General features: G+C 66.1%; 15 protein-coding genes. 2 read left to right on the forward strand and 13 right to left on the reverse strand.

Annotation, left to right across the window (positions count from 1 at the left end):
• Positions 1-5: 5 nt before the first annotated feature.
• On the reverse strand, positions 6-266 hold the full coding sequence (gene rpmA, locus NOV74_RS13800; protein WP_243303256.1) for a 50S ribosomal protein L27: 261 nt from the start codon (positions 264-266) through the stop codon (positions 6-8).
• A 119-nt stretch (positions 267-385) separates the two neighbouring features.
• Positions 386-697, reverse strand: a complete 312-nt coding sequence (gene rplU / locus NOV74_RS13805) for a 50S ribosomal protein L21 (protein WP_257313599.1) — start codon at positions 695-697, stop codon at positions 386-388.
• 186 nt (positions 698-883) lie between these two features.
• Here rplU and NOV74_RS13810 point away from each other — a divergent pair, with 186 nt between their 5' ends.
• Positions 884-2,353: a menaquinone biosynthesis decarboxylase gene (locus NOV74_RS13810; protein ID WP_257313602.1), complete on the forward strand. Its 1,470-nt coding sequence runs from the start codon at positions 884-886 to the stop codon at positions 2,351-2,353.
• Positions 2,354-2,442: 89 nt separating this feature from the next.
• Here the strand turns inward: NOV74_RS13810 and NOV74_RS13815 are convergent, their stop codons facing one another.
• From NOV74_RS13815 to NOV74_RS13860, 10 genes are all read right to left on the reverse strand, one after another.
• Complete coding sequence (locus NOV74_RS13815; protein ID WP_257313605.1) at positions 2,443-2,976, reverse strand: outer membrane beta-barrel protein; 534 nt, start codon at positions 2,974-2,976, stop codon at positions 2,443-2,445.
• Between the two features lie 209 nt (positions 2,977-3,185).
• A complete protein-coding gene (rplS, locus tag NOV74_RS13820) occupies positions 3,186-3,545 on the reverse strand; it encodes a 50S ribosomal protein L19 (RefSeq protein ID WP_257313608.1) in 360 nt (119 codons plus the stop codon).
• A 223-nt stretch (positions 3,546-3,768) separates the two neighbouring features.
• Complete coding sequence (gene trmD, locus NOV74_RS13825) at positions 3,769-4,560, reverse strand: tRNA (guanosine(37)-N1)-methyltransferase TrmD (protein ID WP_257313611.1); 792 nt, start codon at positions 4,558-4,560, stop codon at positions 3,769-3,771.
• The gene (locus NOV74_RS13830) at positions 4,560-5,153 is read right to left on the reverse strand and encodes an exopolysaccharide biosynthesis protein (RefSeq protein WP_257313614.1); all 594 of its coding nucleotides are present in this window, start codon (positions 5,151-5,153) and stop codon (positions 4,560-4,562) included. The genes trmD and NOV74_RS13830 overlap by 1 nt, the downstream gene beginning before the upstream one ends.
• A 50-nt stretch (positions 5,154-5,203) precedes the next feature.
• Positions 5,204-6,304, reverse strand: coding sequence for a dual-specificity RNA methyltransferase RlmN (rlmN, locus tag NOV74_RS13835; RefSeq protein WP_257313618.1), 1,101 nt, complete (start codon positions 6,302-6,304; stop codon positions 5,204-5,206).
• A gap of 1 nt (position 6,305) precedes the next feature.
• Complete coding sequence (locus NOV74_RS13840) at positions 6,306-6,569, reverse strand: hypothetical protein (protein WP_257313621.1); 264 nt, start codon at positions 6,567-6,569, stop codon at positions 6,306-6,308.
• A 116-nt stretch (positions 6,570-6,685) separates the two neighbouring features.
• Positions 6,686-7,243: a thiamine phosphate synthase gene (locus NOV74_RS13845; RefSeq protein ID WP_257313623.1), complete on the reverse strand. Its 558-nt coding sequence runs from the start codon at positions 7,241-7,243 to the stop codon at positions 6,686-6,688.
• Complete coding sequence (locus NOV74_RS13850) at positions 7,240-8,232, reverse strand: aldo/keto reductase (protein WP_257313627.1); 993 nt, start codon at positions 8,230-8,232, stop codon at positions 7,240-7,242. The genes NOV74_RS13845 and NOV74_RS13850 overlap by 4 nt, the downstream gene beginning before the upstream one ends.
• A gap of 112 nt (positions 8,233-8,344) precedes the next feature.
• The gene (locus NOV74_RS13855) at positions 8,345-9,274 is read right to left on the reverse strand and encodes an outer membrane protein assembly factor BamD (protein ID WP_257313631.1); all 930 of its coding nucleotides are present in this window, start codon (positions 9,272-9,274) and stop codon (positions 8,345-8,347) included.
• Positions 9,271-10,275, reverse strand: coding sequence for an alpha/beta fold hydrolase (locus NOV74_RS13860; RefSeq protein WP_257313634.1), 1,005 nt, complete (start codon positions 10,273-10,275; stop codon positions 9,271-9,273). Before NOV74_RS13860 ends, NOV74_RS13855 begins: the two co-directional genes overlap by 4 nt.
• Before the next feature lie 85 nt (positions 10,276-10,360).
• Between NOV74_RS13860 and prfB the strand changes: the two genes are divergently transcribed.
• Entirely contained in the window at positions 10,361-11,467 is a 1,107-nt protein-coding gene (gene prfB, locus NOV74_RS13865) for a peptide chain release factor 2 (protein WP_257313637.1), read from the forward strand.
• A 502-nt stretch (positions 11,468-11,969) separates the two neighbouring features.
• On the opposite strand, the gene NOV74_RS13870 is transcribed toward prfB, so the two are convergent.
• Complete coding sequence (locus tag NOV74_RS13870; protein ID WP_257313640.1) at positions 11,970-12,437, reverse strand: DUF6677 family protein; 468 nt, start codon at positions 12,435-12,437, stop codon at positions 11,970-11,972.
• Between the last annotated feature and the right edge of the window lie 125 nt (positions 12,438-12,562).

A 12,562-nucleotide genomic window follows, 5' to 3' on the forward strand; every position in this document is an offset into this window, starting at 1 on the left:
CAACATCAACCCTCGATGGGATCGATGTGAATGAAGCGGCCGGATTGGCCCTTGTCCTGGAAGCGCACCTTGCCGTCGATCTTGGCGAACAGGGTGTGGTCCTTGCCCATGCCGACGTTGATGCCGGCCTTGAACTTGGTGCCGCGCTGGCGGACGAGGATGGAGCCGCCGGGGACGACTTCCCCGCCGAATTCCTTCACGCCGAGGCGCTGGGAATGGGAATCACGACCGTTGCGGCTGGAACCGACGCCTTTTTTATGAGCCATGGAAGAACCTCTTCAAAATCAGGATTCGTGAATAGGGGGAAGGATGCGAGTTCGGGCTTGGCCCGGGCGAGCATCGGGGGTCCGGGGGTGTGCGCGCAGCGCGGGACCCCCGGAGAGCATCATCCCTTGATGGCCTTGATGCGGACCTCAGTGTAGTTCTGGCGATGGCCCTGCGTGCGCTGATAGGTGGTGGTCTTCTTCTTCTTGAAGATGATGACCTTCTTGGCTCGGTCGTGGGTGATGACCTCGGCCTCGACCGTGGCGCCCTGCACGGTGGGCTGACCCACCTTCAGGTCCCCGTCCTTGTCGATGAGCAGCACCTGATCGAAGGTGACGGCCTGCTTGGGATCCTTCGCCAGCGTCTCCACGCGGAGGATATCGCCCTCGGTGACGCGGTACTGCTTCCCGCCGGTCTTGATGATTGCGAACATGGAAACCTCTTCGATGGGGGCGTGTGGGCGGCAGTCCATCGGACGCGCTTGGGGAGCCCACGGCCAGGGCAAGGCCCATCAGTATGCGGGGAATTCCCTGTCGGCTCAAGGGAAATTCCTGAAGCGAGGGGGATTGGGCTCCTCCCAGTCGACGGGGGATGGGATGATCGAAATCTGGAGAATCCCATGGGCCGTGACTTCCAGACCTTCCTCAAGCAGCTCGAGGCTGCGGGCGAGCTGAGCCGCGTGACGCCTGAAGTCGATCCCTATCTGGAGATGGGCGCCATCGCCGATCGGGTGTCCAAGCAGCCCGGGGGCGGCAAGGCCCTGCACTTCGACCGGCCCAAGGGCAAGGCCATGCCTGTGGCCATGAACGCCTTCGGCAGCCTGAAGCGCATGGAGATGGCCCTGGGCGTGGATCAGGAGTCCCGAGGCCTCGACGCCATCGCCGACCGCATCGAGAAGCTGGTGCAGGAAGCCATGCCCAAGCCGGGCACGGGATTTTTCGAGAAGCTGGCCAAGCTGCCCGTGCTGGCGGAGGTTTCCAACTGGATGCCGAAGACCGTACGCAAGGGGATCTGCCAGGAGGTGGTGCTGAAGGGCGACCAGGTGAAGCTCACGGACCTGCCTGTGCTCACCACCTGGCCCGAGGACGGCGGCCCTTTCATCACCCTCGGCCTGAGCCACACCCGCAACAAGCAGACGGGGCACCGCAACACGGGTCTCTACCGCCTGCAGGTCTACGATGACCGCACCCTGGGCTTCCACACCCAGCTCCACCACGACGGCGCCCGCAACCGCCACGGCTACGACCGCGACGAACGCATGCCCGTGGCCGTGAGCTTCGGCGGCGACCCGGTACTGACCTACGCTGCCACGGCGCCGCTGCCGCCCTTCCTCAGCGAGGTGATGTTCGCCGGCTTCCTGCGGGGCGAAGGCATCGAGATGGTGCCCTGCGTGACGAACGACCTGGAGGTTCCGGCGGATTCCGAGCTCGTCATCGAGGGCTATGTGAACCCCGGGGAGCTGCGCCGCGAGGGCCCCTTCGGCGACCACACAGGTTACTACTCCCTGGCCGACGACTACCCCGTGCTGCACGTGGAAGCCATCACCCTGCGCAAGAACCCGGTGTTCCCCGCCACCATCGTGGGCCGGCCGCCCCAGGAGGATGCCTACCTGGGGCTGGCCACGGAGCGGATCTTCCTGCCCCTCCTTCGCATGGTGCTGCCCGAGATCCGTGATATGCACCTGCCCGCCGCGGGCGCCTTCCACAACCTGGTGATCCTCTCCATGAAGAAGGAATATCCGGGGCACGCGCAGAAGGTGATGAACGCCATCTGGGGCACGGGCCAGATCATGTTCACCAAGGGCATCGTGGTGGTGGACGAGGACATCGACCCCCACGACCTGACCGAGGTGCTCTTCCGCCTCACCAGCAATGTGGACCCCAAGCGCGACCTGCTCTTCACGGAAGGGCCCCTGGACGTGCTGGACCACAGCGCCGACCGCTTCGCCTTCGGCAGCAAGGTGGGCATCGACGCCACCCGCAAGAACCGCCCCTGGGATGGCTTCCCCCGCGAATGGCCGCGGGACCTGGTGTTCCCGGAAGAGGTCCTCGATCGCATCGGCAAGCGCTGGAAGGACTACGGACTCTGATCAGCCCAGGGTCGAAGTCCCCGGCGAGCAAAGCAAAGCCCGGCCATGCCGGGCTTTGCGCGGAGGTCCGGGGGTTCTCCCGGAGAGCATTAAAATCGAATAGTCACGCCTGCCTGCAGGGCGTCCGCCTGGAAGCCACTGGCGATGCGGGAATGCAGGAACCGGGCTTCTGTGCCGACGGTGGCGTTCCACTGGTAGCCGACACCGCCCGCCAAGCCCAGCTTGGTGGTGTCACTGGTCACCTTCGAAAAGGCATCCTTGGTCTCGAAGGACCAGCGCATGGCGGAGATGCCGGCAGTGAAATAGAGCCCTTCGGGCTTGCCCGCGATGAAGTAGAGGTAATCGCCGCCCAGGCTGAGGTTGGAGGCGCTCTGCTTGAGGCTGCCGAAGGTGGCCTCCGGATAGACCGAGTAGTCCAGCCGGGGCCGGATCATGTGGCCATCCCCCAGATCGAAGGTGCCGTGGACGCCGACGCCAGGGCCGGGCTTGCTATCCACGAAATCCTTGAGGTCGCCCAGCGGAATGTTCACCAGACCCTGCACGCCGTACCGGGGGCCTTCAGCCTGTAGGGAGAGCGCGGCGGCGGCCAGCATGGCCAGAGTCAGCGGGGACGAGATCTTCATGGTTCCTCCGGGAAGGCGCTGGCCCAGGATGGGCCGAGCGAGCACCCGCGGCCATGTTCCCACAAAAAAGGGGGAGCCCGCCTCTGATTTGGAAATGGGAAACTGGGACTAGAAATAAAGATCTAGTTCGAGTTGAACTCGATTTGGGTTCGATTATTTACAATGAAAAGACGCCCCTGCGGGCGCCTTTTCAAGGGGATTGGGCGAACCTACTCGCCGTTCTCTGAGCGACGCTCCTTGAGGCGACCGGCCTTGCCGAGCTTCTCGCGCAGGAAGTAGAGCTTGGCGCGACGAACCTTGCCGTGGCGAAGCACTTCCAGCTTGTCGATGGTGGGGCTGTTCAGGGGGAAGATACGTTCCACACCCACGCCGCTCGCGACCTTGCGGACGGTGAAGGAGGTGCGCATGCCGCCGCCCTTGATGCCGATGACGATGCCCTGGAAGAGCTGGATGCGCTCCTTCTCGCCTTCCTTCACCTTGACGTGCACCTTGACAGTGTCGCCGGGCGTGATGCGGGGGAGGTCGGAACGAAGCAGGCTGGCTTCGAGCTGGTCGATGATGTGGCTCATGTGGGCTCCTGGGCCAGCGGTCCCACACCGAGATCGGCGGACATGGCTCGAAAGTCCCCAGACGGGGAGTCCATCAGTGTATCTGGATTGAGCAAAAAGGGAAGGGACCAGTCTTCTAGGCTGGAGTCCGAGGTCTGGAGGTACGGCTTTCTGAATGGCCCCCTGGCCGAACTTTCCTGCTTCCCTCGGGCCATCAAGCCCCTGGTCGTTGTTTCCTCCAGACTCAGGTCCTGTTCCAGCCCTTCCAACCCTTGGGTTTGGCGCGCTCCCAGTCCTGCGGGTGCTCCACCTGCCAGGCGCACCATTGCGCGGGCCGGTCTAGGGCGGACAAGCGGTCCCGCAGGTAAGTGGCCCAAAGGTCCGGTCGCAAGCGCTTGGTCCGGGCCATGGCCTCGCGGAGACGCCACAACCGTATGGCCCCATGGTCGCCCCCCTGGAGCACCGCCGGCACGTCGAGGCCTTCGAAGGTGGCGGGGCGCGTGTAGTGGGGGTGGTCCAGCAGGCCCGTGGCGAAACTGTCCTCCTCGGCGGAGGCCTCGTTGCCCAGCACGCCCGGCAGCCAGCGGCAGACCGCGTCGATGAGCACGAGGGCCGGCAGCTCGCCCCCGCTGAGGACGGCCTCGCCCACACTCAGCTCTTCGTCCACGCACCGCTCCACCGCCCGCTGGTCCAGGCCCTCGTAGCGCGTGCAGACGAGGATCAGTTGATCCAGGCGGGCCAGCTCCAGCACCTTGGCGTGGGTGAGGGGTGGGGCGGCGGGGCTGAAGTGGATGACGCGGCCCGACCCCGCCCGAGGCACAGAGGCCAGGGTGTCTCGCAAGACCTCGGGCCGCAGCACCATGCCGGGGCCGCCGCCGAAGGGGGCATCGTCCACATGGCCGAAAGTATTGCCCGCGAAAGGCCGGTAGCTGTGGGTGTGCAGCCCGTGTCCTAGTTCGCGGAAGGCGCGCCCGGTGATGCCGAGGCGGGCGGCCTCGAAATACTCCGGAAAGAGGGTGAGGACGTCGAATCTCATCACTTCATCATCGCGTGGAGGGCCTTCATGAAGGTGCGGGCGATGAGGTCGAAGCTGAAGGCGAAGTAGAGGGTGTTGGCCAGGGAACCCGCCGCGCCGACCCAGGCCCAGAGGAGGCGCTCCTCCAAGAGGGAGGCACCCAGGAGGCAGAGGATGGCGGCAGGCAGCTGGTTGCCGAAGGGCAGGGGTACGGGGATGGCCAGCAGGAACCCCGTCCAGGCGATGCAGGCGCCGATCCAGCGATGGTTGATGGGCCGAGGGTGGGCGCGGGGCCAGCGGAACCGGTCCAGCTGGGTTTCCAGCCTGGCCAGGGCGTTCTTGATGCGGCCCTTGTGGATGGCCTGTTCCTGCACCCGGCGGGGCACCCAGGGGTGGGAGATGCCCCAGGCCAGCTGGATCCCGAGGCCTATAAGGCCGATGCCACCCACCGGGGCCAGCCCGATGTTCAGACCCGGTACCAGGCTCGGCAGTGACAGCAGCAGCGTCAGGAGCCCATAGGTCTGTTCCCCGGCCGCATCCAGCAGCTCCCCGAGCGTGATCTGGCCTTCCGCGTCCAGCAGGGCGTGGAGGGTCTCGAAGAAGGGCTTCTGCATGGATGGCACCCGTCCAGGATGACGGGAAAAAGGTCTCCAGTCTCCGGACTTCAGGCTTCTTTCGACGGCCCCCGCCGCTGTCCCTCCCGCACCAACTGGCCGCAGGCGCCCGCCACGTCCTGGCCCCGGCTGCGCCGGACGCTGACGGGCAGCCCAGCGTCCGAGAGCAGGCGACAGAGGGCGCCGATGCGCGACTCTTCCGGCGGTTCGAAGCCGCTGCCCTCGTGCGGATTGAAGGGGATCAGGTTCACCTTGGCGGGGAACCCTTGGGCGAAGGCGGCAAGCCGGCGGCCATCCTCCAGGCCGTCGGTGACGCCTTTCAACAGCACGTATTCCAGCGTGATCCGCTCGCCGGACTGGAGCGGGAAGGCCGCCAGCGCCGCCGCCAGGGCTTCCAGATTCCACACTCGGTTGACGGGCATGATCAGGGACCGGCGAACGTCGGTGGTGGCGTTGAGGCTCAGGGCCAGGCGCGGCCGCTTGGCGAAGGTGCCCATGCGCTCGATGCCGCTCACCAGGCCCGAGGTGGATACGGTGATGCGCCGGGGCGGGATGGCCAGACCCTTGGGATCTGTCAGCACCCCGAAGGCCGCCATGAGGTGATCGAGGTTGTGCAGGGGCTCGCCCATGCCCATGAACACCAGGTTCACGGGACGCCCTTCGGGGTGCTCATGGTGGTTCAGCATGGCCATCACCTGACCCACGATCTCTGCGGCGCTGAGGTTGCGCACGATGCCCATCTGGCCCGTGGCGCAGAAGGTGCAGCCCATGGCGCAGCCCACCTGGCTCGACAGGCAGAGGGTCACGCGGTCGGCATAGGGCATGAATACCCCTTCCACCTGCTTTCCATCGGCCAATTCAAAGACGTGCTTGGTCGAGCCATCGTCCGAGGTCTGGCTTTGGACGAGGGTGGGCCAGGCGAGGTCCACCTCGGCCTCCAGGCGCGTCCGCAAGGCTTTCGACAGGATGGAGAACTGCTCCCAGCGGTCCCACCGCTGGCGGTAGAGGCCCTCGAAAAGCTGGCTCCCCCGCCAAGCCGGTTCGCCCATGGCGGCCACGAGCGCCTTCAGGTCCGCCGCACCCAGGCCCGCCGCATTAGGGCGCGCTGCCGAACCGGCTTCCGGGGCCGGCTGATCCCAGAGCTGGGCCATCCTAATCCATCCGGATCTTGAAGGACTTCATGAGGCGCTTGTCGTCCTCGGAGAACGGCTGTTCCGGTCCTTCCTGAGGCAGGGCATCATCGTGGCCCTCACCCCGGAGGCGGATGGGTGCGGCCTCGAGGATGAGCATGAGGCCGTAGCCCTGCGCCTGGATCTGGAAGGTGAGGTCACGGCAGTGATCATCCTCGGCCAGAGCCTTGACCAGCGAATCCCCCAGTTCGCTCACCAGGTGATGCAGGTTCTCAGGCAGTTCCATGGGGCCTCCGCCATCCAGAATACCAGCGCCGTCTCCAGGTCCGCAGCAACCCAAGCACAGCCCTCTCGACGTGTGGACCTTCTCCCCATGACTTGGGGCCTGGGGCGAGGCTTCCTCTAAGCGGTGTCGCGGAAGGCCGCCACGGCACCGGATGGGTCGCCTTCCCAGAAAGGTCGGATGGCCGCCACGCCGGCCAGGCGCGGATGGCGGAGCAGGGCTGCGTTCGCGGGCGCCACGCCGCCCAGGGCAAGCAGGCGCGGACCCTCGGGAGGCAACCCATCCAGAAAATGCACCAGCCGTTCGACTCCCCAGGGTGCCCCCTTGCCGGGGCTGGGGAAGATCGGAGAGACGAGCAACTGGTCCACGTGGCGCCGTGCGGTCCATTGGTCTTCGTGGTGGAGCGGGCGGGACAGGGGCACCAGACCCGGCTCCACTTCGGGATGGGCTTCCGGTGCGTGGAGCCCACAGCCCGCGGCGAACGCCACGTCCAGGCGGCCGGCCACCCAGAGGGTCACCTCTGGCGCAGTGTCCTGGCACCAGGTCGCGGCCGCCAGCAGGGCCCGGGCGTCCAGCTGTGGCTCACGGATCAGGAAGCCGTCCACTCCCGCACGCAGGACGGCGGCCCAGCGCGCACGATGGAAGCCGGCGCCCGGGGTGATGGCCAGGAGGATCATCCGAACAGGCTTTCCAAGGCGGCGGGATCAAGCTTGGGCTGGGCTAGCAGGGCCACATTCTCGGCCACGTGGGAGGCCCGTCCCATGCCGCACAGGGCCGTGGTGACGCCGGGGCAGGACCGGGTGAACTGCAAGGCGGCCTGGGCAGGGGTCTGCAGGCCCAGCGCCTCGGTGAAGCCCTCGGGCAGCTGACGCAGGATGCGCCCCTGCATGATGGAGGCTGAGGTCTGTACCGAGATTCCGCTGGCCTGCGCCGCGGCCAGGGGCGTCATGGGGGTGCGGTCCACCACCTGCGTCGGAGCCAGGAATGCCTCGGGCATGGCCAGGTTGAGGGGCAGTTGGATCCAGCGGAAGTGGTGGTCCCGGCCTCCGGCCGCGGCAGCGGCTTCCAGCAGCCGGGCGAGGCTGAGGTGCCCCTCCTGACCCGGTGGCGTCCGAAAGCCGTTCCAGGTGGCCACGCCGTAGGCCCGGATCTTTCCTGCCGCCACGAACCCCTCGCAGGCTTCGAAGGCCCGTTCGATCTGGGCATAGAAGGCCTCTGGACCCAGGTGGAGCAGCTGCTGCTCGGGGTTGTGCAGGTGGAACAGATCCAGGGTTCCGAGGCCTAGGGCCTCCAGGCTGATCTCCAGCTGGTGCGCCAGGTACCGGGGTGTCATGGCATGACAGCCGTCCACCAGGTCGTCCACGGCCAGGATGCCCGGGGCTTCCAGGACCCGGTGGAACCAGGCCCGGGGGCTTTCCGAAGCATCGACATCCATGGGCATGGGGAGGTAGCCCGCCTTGGTGGAGACGAAGTACTGGTCGCGGGGGAGCCCCTGGAAGGCGGCGCCCAGGCTCCGCTCCGAACGTCCGCCCCGGTAGTTGGCGGCGGTGTCGAAGACGTTCCCTCCAGCCGCGAAGAAGGCGCGGGCCGCCTCGGTATAGGCGGCATCGGCGGCGGCGGTGGGCTCGCCGAGGTAGGTGCCCAAGCCAAGGCTGCTCAGTTCCATGGCGACTCCGAATCCGGGTGACGGCCTGCCGGGGCGGGTTCACCCCGACCCGGCAGCGGGGGCCCGGGGGGACATCGCGAGCAAAGCGAGCAGGCGGTCCCCCCGGACAGCACTAACTATCCAGGTCTTCCTTCACGCCGTCGGTGCCCATGGTCACCAGGCGATCCGCCGCGCGACGCGCCCACTCGGAGCCGGGATAGCTCTCCACCAGCTTCTGGTAGTAGCTCTTGGCTTCGTCCCGGAAATTCTTGATGCGGTCAGTCGTATAGGTGGTGAAGTCCTTCGTGAATTGTTCCCCCTGTTCGCGGGTGAGGGATTTCAGGTCCTCCTTCTGGAGCTTGGCAGCATAGTCTTTCTCGAATTGAGCCACCTCCTCCTGGGACAGCAGGCGCTGACGCATGGCCTCGCCCAGGTAGAAGTAGGCGCGCTCACGGTCCACATAGTCGGGGTAGGTCTCCAGCAGGGCCTTCAGGCGCCGCTCGGCCCCGGGGTAGTAGTAGACGTTCACGTAAAAGACGCCCACCACCAGCTCATGCTCGGCGATGCGCCGCCAGCACTGGACCACCTTGGCCTTGGCTTCTCCCGCGTAGGGGCTACCCGGGGATTCCGCCAGCAGCTGCTGGAAGCCTTCCAGCGCCTTGCGGGTCTCGGTCTGGTCGCGTTCCGCGCTCTCGATGGAGGAGAAGTGGCAGAGGGCCCGGTGATACAGGGCATAGTCCCGGAGCTCGTGACGGGGGAAGTAGTTAAGGAAGCTCGTGTACTCCACCTCGGCTTCGGGAAAGCTGGGGCTCGATTGGAAGAAGAAGCTGTCACCCAACATGAGCTTGGCCTTGGGGAATTCGGGTGAACCGGGGAGGTACTGCTCCAGCTGGCGGAGGGTCAGCCGGGCCTCGGCGAACTTGCCCTGCTTCATCTGCTTGTCCGCCGTGGCCATCAGCACGGAGGAGACGATGGTCTTGTCGACCGTCTTCGGTTTGCGGCAGCCCAAGCCCAGCCCCGCGATCAGGAGGCCAAGGGACAGGACGGTGAGGATGCGCTTCATGCGGACTCCGGAGACAGCAATTCAGACATGGCGGGACGGTGCGAAGGGTTCCATGGACGATGCGAAGGATTCCAAGCCTGATACAGCTTCTCGAGCCAGGGTTCGACGAGGGCCTGGGCCTCGTACCGTTTCCGGTCGTGGAAGATCTCGTGATAGAAACCGGCCAGCCGATGGCGTTCCAGGAGGCCGGGTTGGACGGCGGACCACAGGGCTTCGGAGGCGTCGGGATCCACCACGGTATCTTCGCCGGATTCCAGCAGCAGCATGGGACGGTCCAGTTCCTGGCCGAGGGGCATGAGTTCCGCCCGCCCCTCCTCCAGGGCCGCGCCGAAAGCGGCGGTGGCCCAGCGGTGGCAGAGGGGGTCCGTTTCGTAGCGCTGCACGAGCACAGGATCCGAACAGACCCGGCTCTTGTCGCCGTGCAGCTGGATGGGCCGGTGGGGCATGAGCCAGCGCAGGAGACGGGACAGCACAACCAGGAGCTTCGAATTGGACCGCACGGCCAGACTGGGACTTGAAAGGATCAATCCATCCAGCGTGTCTGCATGCCAGAGCAGGGTCAGCAGGGAGACCAGCCCGCCGAAGCTGTGACCCAGCACCACCTGGGGACAGACGGGCAGGGGCGGCATGGGCACGCCGTCCACCAGGCGGGCCGTGGCGCTGGTGCGTTCAGCATCGTGGCGTCGCTCCTGGCGAAGAAAGAGGGCGAAATCGTCCACGAAGGACCGGATGCCACCGGTGGCATCGCCCCGGACGCCGCCTGACCGGCCGAACCCGCTGTGGTCCATGCTGGACACCGACCAGCCCAGGCCATGCAGCCAGTGGGCCGTGTGCCGGTAGCGTTCGCCATGCTCCCCGTAGCCATGGGAGATGACCACCCGCCCCTTCGGGGCCGGATGCTCCCAGCGGGCCCAGGCGAGATTCACGCCCCCATGGCCCAGCAGGACCCCACGATCGGTGGGCTCCAGGTCAGCGGGCAGCACAGGGGTGGGGACATGCATCTGATCAGAATACCGTGGGGACGGCCGATCCCTGATTCGCTTAAACTCAAAGGTTCCCCGGTGGACCGGGCTGGAGACGTGGACGATGGATTTCGAGACCCTGGTGCGGGCCAAGAACGAACTGGAGCCCCGGGTCCGGCAGCTGGTCGCCCATCTCGATCCGGAGCGCAAGGCCCTGGAACTGGAGCAGATCGAAGAGCGGACCACCACCCCGGGGTTCTGGGACGATCCGGACGCCGCCAAACCCCTCCTTCAGAAGCGGGGCTCGATCACCGATGACATCGCCCTGGCGAAGCGCCTGTCGGGTGGGTTGGAGGACCTCGAGACCGGGCTCGAACTGGCCCGCGAAGACGCGGACATGCTGACGGAAGTCGAGTCGGTGGAAGGCGAGCTGCGGAAGGTCATCGAAGATGCCGAGCTGCGCATGATGCTCAGCGGCGACCTTGACCACAACCACGCCATCGTGGCCATCGCGCCCGGCGCCGGCGGCACCGAGAGCCAGGACTGGGCGGCCATGCTGCTGCGCATGTACTTGCGCTTCTGCGAGTCCAAGGGCTGGGCCACGGAGATGATCGACTACCAGGATGGGGAGGAGGCCGGCATCAAGGGCGCCACCTTCATCGTGGACGCCCCCTTCTCCTACGGCTACCTGCGTGCCGAGGCCGGCGTCCACCGCCTGGTGCGCATCAGTCCCTTCGATTCCGCCAAGCGCCGCCACACGAGCTTCGCGGCCGTGTACGTGAGCCCCGAGCTGGACGACACCATCAACGTCGACATCCCGGAGAAGGACCTCAAGATCGATGTCTTTCGCGCCAGCGGCGCCGGCGGCCAGCACGTGAACCGTACCGAATCCGCCGTGCGCTTCACCCACCTGCCCACGGGCATCGTGGTCAGCTGCCAGAACGAGCGCAGCCAGATCAAGAACCGCGCGACGGCCCTGAAGGTGCTGCAGGGTCGGCTCTATGAATTGGAGCAGCGCAAGTTCCTGGACCGCGTGGCCGCCGCCAGCGGCGACAAGGCCGATGTGGCCTGGGGCAGCCAGATCCGCAGCTACGTGCTCCAGCCCTACCAGATGGTGAAGGACCACCGCACCGGCGCCGAGACCAGTCAGACCCAAAAGGTGCTGGACGGCGACATCGATGTCTTCATCCGCACCCAGCTGCTGGCCAAGTCGCTCAAGACCGAGGGGTGAGGCGCACTCCAGAAAAAAGTGCTGACAGGATTAACAGGATTAAATGCAGGATGAACAGGATTAGAACGGAATGATGCTTTTGAATTCTGTTATCTGAGTTATCGGCGAATCTTAGCCAGAAAAGCAGGAACACAGAAGGCACAGAAGCGCCCGTTGGGCGCACACAGAGGGCGCAGAAGGGGCCGGGCTCACCGCGGACATCCCTCCGCAGGCGGCGACTCCGGCGGCTTCCAGGGGCCGCCATGGCCGCCGCCCACGGAGCAGGCCGCGCAAAGCGCGACCTGGGGCCGGAGGCCCGGATGTCCTGGCTGGGGCGCCAGGTGCATGGTCCTTTCCTCCGCTTTCCTCGGCTCCTCCGCAAACCTCCGCTTATGGACGCCTTTTCTGCGCCCATCTGCGATCTCTGCGGTTTCAGACTTTCAGGCTGAGATTCACCGATCATCAGATCCTGTTAATCCAATCCTTTCATCCTGTTAATCCTGTCCATGCATTTCGCTAGGGATCACTCGCCCTTGGCGATCTTTTCTTGCTCGTCCCTGGGCAGCCGGAAGACCCAGCGGCCCGTGATGCGGTCCCAGAGATCGAAGCAGCAGAGCCAGTTCAGCAGTCCCGCCACCATCACATAAGTGGCCCCGTATTCCTGCGTGAGCGTGCGCACCGGCTCGGTACCCGCCCCTCCGAAGGCCCAGGCGAACACCCCGTACAGCGGTCCGATGCCCAGGGTGCCGAACGCGCCGAGGGTGGGCAGCCAGGCACCAGACACAGGTACGAAAACGCCGCCCTTCACGCCGGCCACAGCGCCGAACTGCAACTGGAGCGCCGCCAGCAGACAGAAGAGGGCCCAAATCCCGAAGAAGACTTTGGCCCGGCCCTTCTCTCCGATGACCCAGTACCCCGCACCCGGAACCAGCCATTGCAGGAGCAGCGGCTTCCAGGCGGCCTTGACGGCCTTCTTGCGACGGAGGGGCATGGGGAGTTTCGGAGTGGGTGCTGTTTCAGGCATAGCCCCAGGTTACCTCAGTCTTGGGATCGGGCACTCCCCCGGCAGGGGGTGGCTGGCGCCGCCTGCCCTCGCCTGGGCTCCCCACCCGCCCT

This window comes from Geothrix fuzhouensis (assembly GCF_024609325.1).
Classification (GTDB): domain Bacteria; phylum Acidobacteriota; class Holophagae; order Holophagales; family Holophagaceae; genus Geothrix; species Geothrix fuzhouensis.

Bases quoted from the DNA above. Each gene is read 5' to 3' on its own strand.
- NOV74_RS13845 (WP_257313623.1), bottom strand. From the start codon at position 7,243: ATGATCCTCCTGGCCATCACCCCGGGCGCCGGCTTCCATCGTGCGCGC.
- NOV74_RS13840 (WP_257313621.1), bottom strand. From the start codon at position 6,569: ATGGAACTGCCTGAGAACCTGCATCACCTGGTGAGCGAACTGGGGGAT.
- trmD (WP_257313611.1), bottom strand. From the start codon at position 4,560: ATGAGATTCGACGTCCTCACCCTCTTTCCGGAGTATTTCGAGGCCGCC.
- NOV74_RS13860 (WP_257313634.1), bottom strand. From the start codon at position 10,275: ATGCATGTCCCCACCCCTGTGCTGCCCGCTGACCTGGAGCCCACCGAT.
- NOV74_RS13830 (WP_257313614.1), bottom strand. From the start codon at position 5,153: ATGCAGAAGCCCTTCTTCGAGACCCTCCACGCCCTGCTGGACGCGGAA.
- rpmA (WP_243303256.1), bottom strand. From the start codon at position 266: ATGGCTCATAAAAAAGGCGTCGGTTCCAGCCGCAACGGTCGTGATTCC.
- rplU (WP_257313599.1), bottom strand. From the start codon at position 697: ATGTTCGCAATCATCAAGACCGGCGGGAAGCAGTACCGCGTCACCGAG.
- NOV74_RS13850 (WP_257313627.1), bottom strand. From the start codon at position 8,232: ATGGAACTGAGCAGCCTTGGCTTGGGCACCTACCTCGGCGAGCCCACC.
- rplS (WP_257313608.1), bottom strand. From the start codon at position 3,545: ATGAGCCACATCATCGACCAGCTCGAAGCCAGCCTGCTTCGTTCCGAC.
- NOV74_RS13855 (WP_257313631.1), bottom strand. From the start codon at position 9,274: ATGAAGCGCATCCTCACCGTCCTGTCCCTTGGCCTCCTGATCGCGGGG.
- rlmN (WP_257313618.1), bottom strand. From the start codon at position 6,304: ATGGCCCAGCTCTGGGATCAGCCGGCCCCGGAAGCCGGTTCGGCAGCG.
- NOV74_RS13810 (WP_257313602.1), top strand. From the start codon at position 884: ATGGGCCGTGACTTCCAGACCTTCCTCAAGCAGCTCGAGGCTGCGGGC.
- NOV74_RS13815 (WP_257313605.1), bottom strand. From the start codon at position 2,976: ATGAAGATCTCGTCCCCGCTGACTCTGGCCATGCTGGCCGCCGCCGCG.
- prfB (WP_257313637.1), top strand. From the start codon at position 10,361: ATGGATTTCGAGACCCTGGTGCGGGCCAAGAACGAACTGGAGCCCCGG.
- NOV74_RS13870 (WP_257313640.1), bottom strand. From the start codon at position 12,437: ATGCCCCTCCGTCGCAAGAAGGCCGTCAAGGCCGCCTGGAAGCCGCTG.